The sequence below is a fragment of the Methylobacterium sp. E-012 genome, from assembly GCF_057836545.1.
Map to the genome: position 1 here is coordinate 1,879,495 of NZ_JBYQEY010000001.1, position 13,359 is coordinate 1,892,853.

9 protein-coding genes and 2 tRNA genes are annotated in these 13,359 nt (G+C 65.8%); 8 read left to right on the plus strand and 3 right to left on the minus strand.

Annotated elements, in window-relative coordinates:
- Positions 1-44 precede the first annotated feature (44 nt).
- Entirely contained in the window at positions 45-1,550 is a 1,506-nt protein-coding gene (locus AC3IF1_RS08915; protein ID WP_489217253.1) for an NAD(P)H-hydrate dehydratase, read from the plus strand.
- Here AC3IF1_RS08915 and AC3IF1_RS08920 read toward each other — a convergent pair.
- Complete coding sequence (locus AC3IF1_RS08920) at positions 1,543-3,054, minus strand: multicopper oxidase family protein (RefSeq protein WP_489217254.1); 1,512 nt, start codon at positions 3,052-3,054, stop codon at positions 1,543-1,545. The two genes, AC3IF1_RS08915 and AC3IF1_RS08920, sit on opposite strands and share 8 nt — an antisense overlap.
- A gap of 159 nt (positions 3,055-3,213) precedes the next feature.
- Here AC3IF1_RS08920 and AC3IF1_RS08925 point away from each other — a divergent pair.
- From AC3IF1_RS08925 to AC3IF1_RS08955, 7 genes are all read left to right on the plus strand, one after another.
- Positions 3,214-3,298: transfer RNA gene (locus AC3IF1_RS08925), tRNA-Leu, on the plus strand.
- 137 nt (positions 3,299-3,435) lie between these two features.
- A complete protein-coding gene (tig, locus tag AC3IF1_RS08930; protein ID WP_489217255.1) occupies positions 3,436-4,833 on the plus strand; it encodes a trigger factor in 1,398 nt (465 codons plus the stop codon).
- 125 nt (positions 4,834-4,958) lie between these two features.
- The gene (locus AC3IF1_RS08935) at positions 4,959-5,585 is read left to right on the plus strand and encodes an ATP-dependent Clp protease proteolytic subunit (protein WP_243966964.1); all 627 of its coding nucleotides are present in this window, start codon (positions 4,959-4,961) and stop codon (positions 5,583-5,585) included.
- A 185-nt stretch (positions 5,586-5,770) separates the two neighbouring features.
- A complete protein-coding gene (gene clpX / locus AC3IF1_RS08940) occupies positions 5,771-7,042 on the plus strand; it encodes an ATP-dependent Clp protease ATP-binding subunit ClpX (protein ID WP_010684321.1) in 1,272 nt (423 codons plus the stop codon).
- A 250-nt stretch (positions 7,043-7,292) separates the two neighbouring features.
- A complete protein-coding gene (gene lon / locus AC3IF1_RS08945) occupies positions 7,293-9,719 on the plus strand; it encodes an endopeptidase La (RefSeq protein WP_243966965.1) in 2,427 nt (808 codons plus the stop codon).
- Between the two features lie 164 nt (positions 9,720-9,883).
- A complete protein-coding gene (locus AC3IF1_RS08950; protein WP_489217256.1) occupies positions 9,884-10,273 on the plus strand; it encodes an aspartate/glutamate racemase family protein in 390 nt (129 codons plus the stop codon).
- Positions 10,264-10,339, plus strand: a tRNA-Val gene (locus AC3IF1_RS08955). The genes AC3IF1_RS08950 and AC3IF1_RS08955 overlap by 10 nt, the downstream gene beginning before the upstream one ends.
- A gap of 72 nt (positions 10,340-10,411) precedes the next feature.
- Here the strand turns inward: AC3IF1_RS08955 and AC3IF1_RS08960 are convergent.
- Positions 10,412-11,581, minus strand: coding sequence for a glycosyltransferase family 4 protein (locus tag AC3IF1_RS08960; RefSeq protein ID WP_489217257.1), 1,170 nt, complete (start codon positions 11,579-11,581; stop codon positions 10,412-10,414).
- Between the two features lie 465 nt (positions 11,582-12,046).
- Positions 12,047-13,162: a glycosyltransferase gene (locus tag AC3IF1_RS08965; RefSeq protein ID WP_489217258.1), complete on the minus strand. Its 1,116-nt coding sequence runs from the start codon at positions 13,160-13,162 to the stop codon at positions 12,047-12,049.
- Positions 13,163-13,359 lie beyond the last annotated feature (197 nt).

Here is a 13,359-nt window from a genome sequence, read left to right on the forward strand (position 1 = left end):
GTTCAGCACGTCTGGTCGGCGCACGGGCAGTGAGGGAGGCAGACATGCGGTTGCTGACGGTCGCGGCCATGAGGACGGTCGATGCCGCGGCGATCGCCGCCGGGATCCCTGGATTCACACTGATGGAGGCGGCCGGAGCCGCCGTGGCGGCCCGAGCCCGAGCCCGGCTTCCCACGGGCGGTCGCGCCCTGGTCCTGTGCGGGCCCGGCAACAACGGCGGCGATGGGTTCGTGGCCGCCCGCCTGCTCGCGGCAGGCGGCTACCCGGTGGAGCTGCGCCTCCTCGGGGATCGTCAGGCGTTGACGGGCGATGCCGCCCTGGCGGCCGAGACCTGGACGGGCCCGGTCGGCCGAGCCGCGTCCGCGCCGCTGCCGCCCTGCGATCTCGTGATCGACGCCCTGTTCGGATCCGGCCTGTCGCGCGATCTCGACGGTGAGGCCCGCGCTCTGGTCGAGGCGGTGAACGGCCATGATTGCCCGGTCCTGGCGGTGGACGTGCCGAGCGGCATCGACGGCGATACCGGCGCGGTCCGCGGCGCGGCGATCCGGGCGGTCGAGACCGTGACCTTCGTGGCGCTCAAGCCCGGGCACCTGCTCGAGCCGGGGCGGGCGCATTGCGGCCAATTGAGCGTGGTGCAGATCGGGACAGGTCCGGCCGCCCTGGAGACGGGCTTGGCCGCCGGCGGACCGCCCCTCTACCGCAACGGACCGAGCCTCTGGGCAGCCGCCTTTCCCCGGCCGGGCGGAGCGAGCCACAAATACACCCGCGGCCATACCCTGGTGCTGTCGGGGCCGGCCACGAAGACCGGCGCTGCCCGGCTGGCCGCCCGGGGGGGCCTGCGGGTCGGGGCCGGCCTCGTGACGATCGCCTCACCGGCCGGCGCGCTGGCCGAGAACGCCGCCCATCTGACGGCGATCATGCTGTGCCCCTGCGAGACCGCCGACGATCTCGATGACCTGCTCACCGACGAGCGCCTGAACGTGGTCCTGGCCGGCCCCGGTCTCGGCACCGGCGACCTGACGCGGGAGCGCGTCGCGGTGGCGGCGGCCGCCGGACGCGGTCTCGTCCTCGACGCCGATGCGCTGACGAGTTTCTCCGGGCAGGCGCGGCTCCTCGCCGCGCATCTGGCGGACGGCGAGGCCGGAGCAGTACTGACGCCGCATGCCGGCGAGTTCGCGCGGCTGTTCGACGGGACCGGGGCGACCGCCGCGGGGGCGGACAAGCTCGCCCGGACACGGGCGGCCGCCGCACTGATGGGCGCTGTCGTGGTCCTGAAGGGCGCCGACACCGTGATCGCCGACGCTGACGGACGTGCGGCGATCAATGATCACGCCAGCCCCTATCTGGGCACGGCCGGATCGGGCGACGTGCTGAGCGGCCTGATCGCCGGCCTGATGGCGCAGGGCATGCCGCCGTTCGAGGCCGCCGCCGCCGGCGTCTGGCTCCACGGGGATGCCGGCCTGCGCCACGGCCCCGGGCTCATCGCCGAGGACATCCCCGAATTGATGCCGGCTGTTCTCGCCGACCTCGCCGAGGCGGCCCTCAGGTGACCTCGAACATCGTCCAGAGGCCGGTGTCGAACCGCTCCAGCACCGTGGCGCTGATCAGCCAGCGCCCGGGATTGTCGGCCAGGAAGCCGATCCGCGCGGTCCGACCCTCCAGGAGCTGGAACGTATCGAGCCAATAGGGCTCCCAGCCATCGTCGAGGGGGTGAAGCAGGCGGAAGCAGTGCCCGTGCAGGTGCAGCGCCTGCGGGAAGGCGGTGTCGTTGCGCAGGGCCAGAACCACCACCTGTCCGCGCTTCACCGAGAAAATCGGCGGCAGGCCCACGACGCCGCTGGCGCCGTTCACCGACCAGATCTTGCTCGGATCGCCCGTGTAGACCGGATCCGGCGCCGGGCCCTCGCGGGAAGCCGTCTGCGTGTCCTTGGCACCCTTCGTCTCCTTGGGCACGAAGGCGCCTCCGGTGATCACCACGTCGCGCCGCAGGGCGTTCTGGAGCTTGATCTCCGCCGGCAGGCGCTTGTTCTCGCCGATCGGGCCGATCGGCGGCCGCTTGTCGGGAATCCTGGCGCCCTTGGTGGTGACCGTCGCGAGGGTCAGCCCCTTGCCGATCAGCGCCTCGACCGCGCAGGCGGCGCCCTCCGCATCCGGAAGATCGACCAGCAGGTCGTAGCGGGTCCCCGGGGGGAACGGCAGGGTCGCCCGCAGGGGCTCGAACGTGTCGGTGGGCTGCCCGTCCACCGCCGCCACATAGACCTTCACGCCCTCGAACCTGAGCCGCGTCGCCCGGGCGTTACAGGCGTTGCCGAGACGCAGGCGCAGGCGCGCGCCCGGACGTCCCTCGAAGGTCGCCGGGGCCGGCGTGCCGTTTACCGTGACGAGGTTGCCGAGCCGGCCCTGGGCGGCGGCAAGCTTGGCCTGCCCGAACGGCATCAGGGTCCCGTCATCTTCGATCCGCCAGTCCTGCAGCACCACGCAGACATCGGCATCGACGGCGGGCGGGTTTGTCTCCTCGACGACCAGCATGCCCGCGAGGCCCCGTCCCGACGGCTCGCTCGCTCCGCCGACGACCAGGGGCCGGATCAGGTAGGAGCCGGCATCCGGCGGCGTGAACGCGTAGAGGAACTCGCCCCCCGGCGGGATCGGCGCCTGGGTCACTCCGCCGACCCCGTCCATGGCGTTGACGTTGCGCACCCCGTGCCAGTGCAGTGACAGGCCCTTGTCGGTCCGGTTCTCCACCCTCAGCCGCACCGGCTGCCCGAGCTTCACCCGGATGACGGGCGGCAGGGCCTTGCCGTCGAAACACCAGACCGGGGTCTCGGGCGCGGGCTCCGGCCGGAACCGCGTCTTGCCGGGGGCGGCCGGCAGGGCCGCCGGCTGTGGCTGCGACGGCGCGGGCGCCGGAGGCGCCGTCCCGGGTGCGGCCGCCGGCGCCTGGGCGCGCCCGGCCTCCGGTGCGAGTCCCAAGGCGGCTGCGCCCGCCAGCAGGGTCCGGCGCGACGGCCGGCCGGGGCGCGGGTCGATCGGCGGCACGGGGCGGGATGGCGGCATGGGATCTCGGCTGCGGCTCGCGGCGGGCCCGCTCCATAGCGGCGCGCCGGGGGAAGCGCCACCGAAGCCGCGGCGCCGAGTTTTTTTTGCTGCGGGCCCGCCGGCCCATGCTATAGGGCCCGCTTCTGGCGGCCGGCGATGCGCCGGATGTCGGCGCGCGCGGGCGTGGCGGAACTGGTAGACGCGCTGGATTTAGGTTCCAGTGTCGCAAGACGTGGGGGTTCGAGCCCCTCCGCCCGCACCAGGACGTCTCCTGAGGTGCGGTCCTCCGCGGACCGCCCCGTCTCCGTACCCGACATCTTGGCATCCCGGACCGCGCGAACACGCCGCACGACGCTGGCCCGGCCGGCGACCACAGATTTTTGAAGAGCGACGACGACGATGCAGGTGACCGAGATCAATGCCCAGGGGCTGAAGCGCGAGTTTCAGGTCCTGCTGGCCGCGCAGGAACTCGAGGAGCGCCTCACCACCGAGCTGTCCGGCATGAAGGACAAGGTGCAGCTGAAGGGCTTCCGCCCGGGCAAAGTCCCGGTCGCGCACCTGCGCAAGGTCTATGGCCGCTCCGTGATGGCCGAGGTGGTGCAGAACGCCGTCAACGAGGCCAACCGCCAGATCGTCACCGATAACGGCCTCAAGCTCGCCCTGGAGCCGCAGGTCGAGTTCCCCTCCGATCAGGCCGAGGTCGAGAAGGCCCTGGACGCCAAGGGCGACCTGGCGTTCAAGGTGGCCCTCGAGGTGATGCCGAGCTTCGAGCTCGCCGATCTCTCGGATGTGAGCCTGACCAAGCGCGTCGCCAAACCCTCCGAGACGGAGGTGGATGAGGCCCTCGAGCGTATGGCCGGGCAGGGCCGTCCGTTCGCCGAGCGCGACGAGGGTGCCGAGGCCCAGACCGGCGACCGGGTCACCATCGACTTCGTCGGCCGGATCGACGGCGAGGAATTCCAGGGCGGTAAGGGCGAGGGTATCGACCTCGAACTCGGCTCCGGATCGTTCATCCCCGGTTTCGAGGAACAGTTGGTCGGCGCGAAGGTCGGCGACAAGCGCCTCGTGAAGGTGACCTTCCCGGAGTCCTACGGGGCCGAGCAGCTTGCCGGCAAGGACGCCGAGTTCGACGTGTCGGTCACCAAGATCCAAGCTCCGGGCGAGGCGAAGGTCGACGACGAGTTCGCCAAGTCCATGGGCATGGAATCCCTGGAGAAGCTGCGCGAAGCCGTGTCCACGGCGATCGGCCGGGACTTCGAGGCCGCCACGCGTCGGCGCCTGAAGAAGGACCTCCTCGACGCCCTCGACACGAAATACGCCTTCGAGCTGCCCCCGTCCCTGGTCGCCCAGGAATTCGCCGCCGTGTGGGCGCAGGTCGAGGAGGATCTGAAGACCCGGGGCAAGACCTTCGCGGACGAGGACACCACCCAGGAGAAGGCCGAGGCCGAGTACCGGAAGATCGCCGAACGGCGCGTCCGTCTCGGTCTCGTGCTTGCGCAGGTCGGCGAGAGCGCCGATATCAAGATCTCGGACGAGGAGGTGAACCAGGCCCTCATCGCCCGGGTCCGGCAGTTCCCGGGCCAGGAGCAGCAGGTCTGGGACTTCTACCGGAAGAACGCGCAGGCGCTCGCGGAACTCCGCGCGCCCCTGTTCGAGGAGAAGGTGGTTGACCACGTCCTCGGGCAGGTCAAACTCGTCGAGGAGCCCGTCTCGAAAGAGGCGCTTTTCGCAGACGAAGATGACGACGACACGACCGGCGCGAAGCCGGCTGACAAGGCCGAGCCTTCGGCCGACTGAGTCCCGCCCTGTCCGAGGACGGCGGGCAAAGATTAGGCGATGGTTAAGCATCGCCGGTGTTCGCTGACATGCCCGGGGCTGCGCTGATTCGCGGCCGCCCCGGGCCTCACTCTGGGCAGGACGAGATGAGAGATCCGATCGACGTCTACAACAACGCGCTCGTGCCGATGGTCGTCGAGCAGTCGAGCCGCGGCGAGCGCGCCTTCGACATCTACTCGCGCCTGCTCCGCGAGCGCATCATCTTCCTCACCGGCCCCGTGGAGGATTACGGCGCGTCGCTGATCGTGGCGCAGCTGCTGTTCCTCGAGGCGGAGAACCCGAAGAAGGAAATTTCCTTCTACATCAACTCCCCCGGCGGCGTGGTCACCTCGGGCCTCTCGATCTACGACACGATGCAGTTCATCCGCTGCCCGGTGACGACCCTGTGCGTCGGCCAGGCCGCCTCGATGGGCTCCCTGCTGCTCACCGCCGGCGAGCCCGGCCATCGCTTCGCCCTGCCCAACGCGCGGATCATGGTCCACCAGCCCTCGGGCGGCTTCCAGGGTCAGGCGACCGACATCCTGATCCACGCCCGCGAGATCGAGGCGCTGAAGCGGCGCCTGAACGAGATCTATGTGAAGCACACGGGCCGCGACTACGATTCGATCCACACCGCCCTTGAGCGCGACAACTTCATGACCGCCGATGCGGCCCGGGAGTTCGGCCTCATCGACGAGGTGATCGAGAAGCGTCCCGAGCCGGCCGCGGCCTGAGCGGGATACGTCGCCTGATCGCCGCGGCGCGGCCTTGATCCCGCCGCGGCAGCGTGTTTGCATCCGAGTTTGGGCCCTTCGGTCAAAGACGCGCAGCACACTGTTTCTTTAAACGGGCCCCCTACATTCAGGCGATGCGCGTCCGCCCTCAGCCGGCTGCGGACGCGAGGAATTCGGAGACCGATATGAGCAAGACTGGCGGCAACGACTCGAAGAGCACGCTGTATTGCTCGTTCTGCGGCAAGAGCCAGCACGAGGTCCGCAAGCTGATCGCCGGTCCGACGGTGTTCATCTGCGACGAATGCGTCGAGCTGTGCATGGACATCATCCGCGAGGAGTCGAAATCCTCGCTGGTGAAGAGCCGCGACGGAGTGCCGACCCCGAAGGAGATCCGCCGCGTCCTCGACGATTACGTCATCGGCCAGGACTTCGCCAAGAAGGTCCTCTCGGTTGCGGTGCACAACCACTACAAGCGGCTCGCGCACGCGACGAAGCACAACGACGTCGAGCTGGCCAAGTCCAACATCATGCTGATCGGGCCGACCGGCTCGGGCAAGACGCTGCTCGCGCAGACCCTCGCCCGGATCCTCGACGTGCCGTTCACCATGGCGGACGCCACGACCCTCACCGAGGCCGGCTATGTCGGTGAGGACGTCGAGAACATCATCCTCAAGTTGCTCCAGGCGTCGGACTACAATGTCGAGCGGGCGCAGCGCGGCATCGTCTACATCGACGAGATCGACAAGATTTCCCGCAAGTCCGACAATCCGTCGATCACCCGCGACGTGTCGGGCGAGGGCGTGCAGCAGGCGCTCCTAAAGATCATGGAAGGCACGGTCGCCTCCGTCCCGCCCCAGGGCGGCCGGAAGCACCCGCAGCAGGAATTCCTGCAGGTCGACACGACGAACATCCTGTTCATCTGCGGCGGCGCCTTCGCGGGGCTGGAGCGGATCATCTCCCAGCGCGGCAAGGGTACCTCGATCGGCTTCGGCGCGACCGTGCAGGCCCCCGACGATCGTCGCACTGGCGAGATCTTCCGCTCGGTGGAGCCGGAGGACCTGCTGAAGTTCGGCCTTATCCCCGAGTTCGTCGGCCGTCTGCCGGTCCTGGCGACGCTGGAGGATCTCGACGAGGCTGCCCTGAAGAAGATCCTGCAGGAGCCGAAGAACGCGCTGGTCAAGCAGTATCAGCGTCTGTTCGAGATGGAGAACGTCGACCTGACCTTCCAGGACGAGGCCCTGTCGCTCGTGGCCCGCAAGGCGATCGAGCGGAAGACCGGTGCCCGCGGCCTGCGCTCCATCCTGGAGACGATCCTCCTGGACACAATGTACGACCTGCCGGGCCTCGAGTCCGTCGAGCAGGTGGTGATCGGTCCGGAGGTGGTCGAGGGCAAGTCGCGGCCGCTCTACATCCACGGCGACCGCAACAAGGACGCACCCGCCAGCGTCAGCGCGTAAGGGCCTGGTAGGGCTGCATCGAGCGCTCGGCCCCGGGCCGGGCGCGCTGCGGGGAACATCTTGAAAACGCTGCACCCCGCAGCCACCTCAGGCTTAGCGCGGAGGCCGCACGCTCCTTTCGAGGTCCGGTCCGCGTCGCCAGCCGCAAAATTAGCGAAATCCCGACCCTCGCGGCCCGGTCGGCCCCTGGCTGTAGGCGCGCTCCGTGCATGGAGGCGTCGAACCCGGGCGTCCCTGAGAGGAAGTCAGCATGTCACAGTCGAAATCGCGCCAGCCGGTAGTCCCGGGCTCGACCGGCTCCTACGCCGTCCTCCCCCTGCGCGACATCGTCGTCTTCCCGCACATGATCGTGCCCTTGTTCGTGGGCCGCGAGAAGTCGATCCGCGCCCTTGAGGAGGCGGTCCGCACCGACCGGCATATCCTGCTCGCCACCCAGATCAATGCGGGCGACGACGATCCGGCGACCGATGCGATCTACAAGATCGGGACTCTCGCCTCGGTGCTTCAGCTTTTGAAGCTGCCCGACGGCACCGTGAAGGTGCTGGTGGAGGGCATGGGCCGCGCGAAAGTCACGGGCTTCACCCGCTCGGACGAGTATTACGAGGCGACCGCCGAGGCTCTGCACGACGAGCTGGGTGACCGCGTCGAGGCCGAGGCACTGGCGCGTTCCGTGCTCTCGGAATTCGAGAATTACGTCAAGCTCAACAAGAAGATCTCGCCCGAAGTCGTCTCCGCCGTGACCCAGATCGACGAGCCGTCCAAGCTCGCCGACACGATCGGCTCGCACCTCCTCGTCAAGATCTCCGACAAGCAGGGCATCCTGGAGACCCCCACGGTGGCGCAGCGCCTCGAGCGTGTGCTGTCCCTGATGGAGAGCGAGATCTCCGTGCTCCAGGTGGAGAAGCGCATCCGGACCCGCGTCAAGCGGCAGATGGAGAAGACCCAGCGCGAATACTATCTTAACGAGCAGATGAAGGCGATCCAGAAGGAACTGGGCGACTCCGAGGATGGCCGCGACGAACTCGCGGAGCTCGAAGAGAAGATCGAGAAGACCAAGTTCACCAAGGAAGCACGCGACAAGGCCACGGCCGAGCTGAAGAAGCTTCGGCAGATGTCGCCGATGTCCGCCGAGGCGACCGTGGTGCGCAATTATCTCGACTGGATGCTCGGCATCCCGTGGGGCAAGCGCTCGAAGATGAAGAAGGATCTGCTCGGCGCCCAGGCGCTCCTCGACGATGACCATTTCGGCCTGGAGAAGGTCAAGGAGCGGATTGTCGAGTACCTCGCCGTTCAGCAGCGTGCGAACAAGCTCACCGGCCCGATCCTGTGCCTCGTCGGCCCCCCTGGCGTCGGCAAGACCTCGCTGGGTAAGTCCATCGCGAAGGCGACGGGTCGGGAGTTCGTGCGCATGTCGCTCGGCGGCGTGCGGGACGAAGCCGAGATCCGCGGTCACCGCCGGACCTATATCGGTTCGATGCCCGGCAAGATCGTTCAGTCGATGCGCAAGGCCAAGACCTCGAACCCGCTCATCCTGCTCGACGAGATCGACAAGATGGGCATGGATTTCCGCGGCGACCCGTCCGCGGCGCTCCTCGAGGTGCTGGACCCGGAGCAGAACAGCACCTTCAACGATCACTACCTGGAGGTGGATTACGATCTCTCGAACGTGATGTTCGTGACCACGGCCAACACCCTCAACATCCCGGGCCCGCTCATGGACCGGATGGAGGTGATCCGCATCGCCGGGTACACCGAGGAGGAGAAGGTCGAGATCGCGCGCAAGCACCTGATCCCGAACGCCTTGAAGAAGCACGGCCTCGGGACGCACGAGTGGTCGATCGACGACGATGGCCTGATGATGCTGGTCCGCCGCTATACGCGGGAGGCCGGTGTCCGTAACCTGGAGCGTGAGCTGTCCAACCTGATCCGCAAGGCGGTGAAGGAGATCCTGATCACCAAGACTAAGGTCGTCGCGGTGAACGTGGAGACCCTTCCGGTCTTCCTCGGCCCGCCGAAGTTCCGCTACGGCGAGATCGATGCGGACGATCAGGTCGGCGTGGTGACGGGTCTGGCCTGGACCGAGGTCGGCGGCGAGTTGCTGACGATCGAGGGTGTCATGATGCCCGGTAAGGGCAAGATGACGGTCACCGGCAACCTGAAGGACGTGATGAAGGAGTCGATCTCGGCGGCCGCATCCTACGTGCGCTCCCGGGCCATCGACTTCGGCATCGAGCCGCCGCTGTTCGACCGGCGCGACATTCACGTCCACGTTCCGGAGGGGGCGACCCCGAAGGACGGCCCGTCAGCCGGCATCGCCATGGCCACCGCGATCATCTCGACGCTGACCGGCATCCCGGTCCGTCGCGATGTGGCGATGACCGGCGAGGTGACGCTCCGCGGTCGGGTGCTCCCGATCGGGGGCCTGAAGGAGAAGCTGCTCGCCGCCCTCCGCGGCGGCATCAAGACGGTGCTGATCCCTGAGGAAAACGCCAAGGACATCGCCGAGGTGCCCGATAGCGTGAAGAACGGGCTGGAGATTGTGCCCGTATCCCGGATGGACCAGGTGCTGAAGAAAGCGCTGGTCCGGCAGCCCGTGCCGATCGAGTGGGAGGAGCCGCTGCCCGTGGCCAAGCCTGCTCGGACTGAGGAGGACGGCGCGATCTTCGTCGCCCACTGAGCCCCCTGATCGGATGAGACAAGCCCCCGGAGCCACGCACCGGGGGCTTTTTCGTGCGCGGAAAACCGGTTGCGCATCCTGCCGATCACTCCCAGCACCAGCGCGCCGGTGACCGACCTTGTCGTCGGCGGCGCCGCCTGGGGCCGATGCTCCGGGCTATCGTGATGGTGCTCGGCCTGGCAGATGCGCTTGCGACGATCCGAACTGTGGCTCCGAGTGGCGGTGCCATCGCCCGCAACCCGGACGCTGCGCTCGCAGGTTTGGTTGACGCGTGCGGCGCCTGCGTCGGTCATGGCGCCGAAACGATCATCCTTGGCGGTGCTGGTCCGGCGGGACTTGCGGCGCGGATCGCCCAGGAGATCGGCATCCCGCTGATCTGCTCAGTGGAGGCCGGAACGCGCTCAGTCCGCGCGGCTGGAACCCAATCCGTCTCCAACGGGGCCGGCTGCAAACCCACCGAGAGCACCGGCTATTCACCGGCCTTCACGGCGCTGGTCGCCGGGCCTTGCGCCGGGCATGCGCCATGCCGTAACGGTCGGCCGCAGGGCGGTTAGCTCAGTTGGTAGAGCGTCTCCTTTACACGGAGAGGGTCGGGGGTTCGAGTCCCTCACCGCCCACCACTCGGCCGACACAACCCGCGCCGCTGGGCGGCTAGAAGAACGCGGTGCCTGACCGGTCGTCGCGTTCGCCAGTCAGACGCGTGATAACCCGTCGAAGACGTCCTTCAGGTCCCGGACGGAGCGCTCGATCGAGAATCGAGCCGTCACCTTTTGATAGCCCGCCTCGGCCAAGCGAGACGCCATCGCGTTATCGGTGATGATCGCGCGCATGGCCTCGGCCAGCGCCACGCTGTCTCCCGGTTCGCAGAGAATGCCGTTTGTCGGGTGATCGATGATTTCGCCGACACCGCCGCCCCGCGTCGCGATCACGGGGCGGCGTTGCGCCATGCCTTCGACGATCACCCGACCGAACGGCTCCGGCTCGGTCGACGTGTGCGCCACGATATCGACGGTCGCCATCAGGCGCTGAACGTCCTTCCGAAACCCGAGGAATTTGACGCGGTGGGACAGATTCCTGTCCTCGACCATGGCTCGGATCCGATCGAAATAGGAGCCATCCTGATAGGTCGCATCACCGACGATGATCGCTTGCAGACCGGAAACACGCTCGACCGCTTCGATCAGGACATGTTGGCCCTTCCACTGCGCAATCCGGCCGAACAAACCGACAGTCGGCAGGTCCGATAAGCCTGCTTCTCCGAGGAGGGTAGCGCGATCCCGCCCAGAGGCGTTGTCACCGAAATTGGTGTCAAAATCGAAGCCATTATAGACGACCGAGATCTTGTCTGCTTTGCCTCCGCATTGGACAAGAGCGTCTTTTGCGGCATAAGAATTTGCGACGACGGCCGACGTCATATGATTGGCGAAAAAAACCAGAGCTCGTCGCATCGCGGCGGAGAAACTCTGGTCTGATACGAGATCGTGCAGGATCCACACGAACGGCTTTCGTGCAAGTCGTGCCGCAAGTCCGGCGATGAACAAGGATTTCTGGCTGTTGGCGCAGATGACGTCGTAGTTCCGGAATTCTTTAGTCAAAACTTTAACGACCGCATAAATGCTGTACAGCGCCGATAGCGCTTCACGGACATTCGACCCCCGCTTCAGCTTCAGGATCTGAGCACCGGCGCTGACAGTCTTGGCCGTCGCACCGGCATCGATGAGATCCGTCTTGAGCGGGCCATCAGCGAGGAAAATGACCGGCCATTCCTGTCCGCTGCTGCGCGCATGAAGCACGACATCGCGGAGAAACAGCTCGGCGCCGCCGTAGCTGGCAGCATGCGTCACGAACAGGATTTTCTTCATGATGCGGTCCGGGGCGATGCTCTGACGATCACGGTCGGGTTGTTTTGGCTCGCGGAAACGCGACCGTTTGGACGAAGGCTTGCGCCGGGGGGCAAGCTTAACATTGTCGAGACGAGGTCATCGCGGATGCGCGAGGCAAAGGCGCGTGTGAGGCGCAATTACATTATGCTGAGAACTGCGGATGATCGATGTTTGTTGTTTGTGGCCAGATTTTCAACCCAACTTCACCAGGCCTGCCTTCGCGCGTTTGATAGCCTCAATAGAAAATATGTGTCTAAGCGCTCTCGCCAAACGTTACTTTATCGATCAATAGCGCGCGCTCCGACTTAAGATTAGCGTTTTAAATAAATTGATCGCTATAAGTGTTTCGATAGCACCAAAAAAAATATTTGAAAGCCGCAAACGAAGGTCATCCAATTCGTTCGATCGTGGCCTTTGACGCATCTATCTAGGCTAGGGTCGTGCTTATATATTGTCCAGGCCGTCAAAACCTGAACGATTCATGGTTTTTTCGATGAAGCGAGCCATTTCCCTCGAAAAGCGATCGACGCTGAATTCGGAGGCGCGACTGGCAATTCGCGTCGGATCGAAGGCGATCTGCCTGCTTCGCTCCAGCGCGTCGATGATCGCGTCGACGCTCTGATCACGGAAGAACGTGCCGGTTATGCCATCCTGAACGGTTTCCGTAGCTCCGCCTTTCGCAAACGCGATGACCGGTCGGCCACTCGCCATGGCCTCGACGGGGACGATGCCGAAATCCTCTTCGCCTGGAAAGATCAAGGCTTGGCAGCGGGCATAATGATGCTTGAGCACCGAGAAGGGCTGCGGCCCGAGGATTTTCACCGTGGGGCCGGCGAGGCTCTGAAGTTCGCGCAACATTTCCCCGCCTCCGATCACGACCAGAGGTTTCTTCAGGCGATTGAATGCCTCGACGGCCAGTTCCGGTCGCTTGTACCGGACGAGTTCACCGACCATCAGATAATAATCGCCGAGCTCATGGGCCGGGACGATCTCGAAGGCTTCCGTATCGACGGGGGGATAAACGACCACGGATCGGCGGCGGTAATACGTTTCGATGCGGCGCGCGACTGTGGCGGAATTGGCTACGAATTCGTGGACGCGGTTGGCTGAAATGGCATCCCAATTTCGGATGTAGTGTGCAGCGGGCGGCATCACGATCCGGTTTATAAAACTCGTGCGCTCTCTGTAATCGTGAAACATGTTCCAGACGTAGCGCATCGGCGAGTGGCAATAGCAGATATGTGTGGCTGTCGAGGGTGGGATGATTCCTTTCGCCGGCCCGGATTCGCTGCTGATTACTAGATCGTAGCCGCGCAAATCCAGTTGCTCCAGGGCCATCGGCATCAGCGGCAGATAGGACTTGTATTTCGATGCCGCGAAGGGAAGTCGACCGATGAAGGATGTTGTGATCCGGTGCGCCTTGATGGTGGGCGACATGGATGCCGGGTCATAGGCGTGCGTGAAGATATCGGCGTCGGGATACATCCTGCAGAGTGCCTCGACGACTTTCTCGCCGCCGCGCATACCGACCAACCAATAATGAACGATCGCAACTTTCATTCAATCTGCCTCAAAGAAAAATACACTTTTCAAATACAGAGATCGTTTTACGATGTCCGTACTCATTGACGCTTGGAAACGCGAGCCGCCCGAACAAGAACTCCCGGCACGCCGACGAGGATCCAGGGCGTACCCGTCCAAGGCCTTGTCCCGCGAGCCACCGTGGGAAAACGGACGGTTGGTGGCGCGCGTTGCAT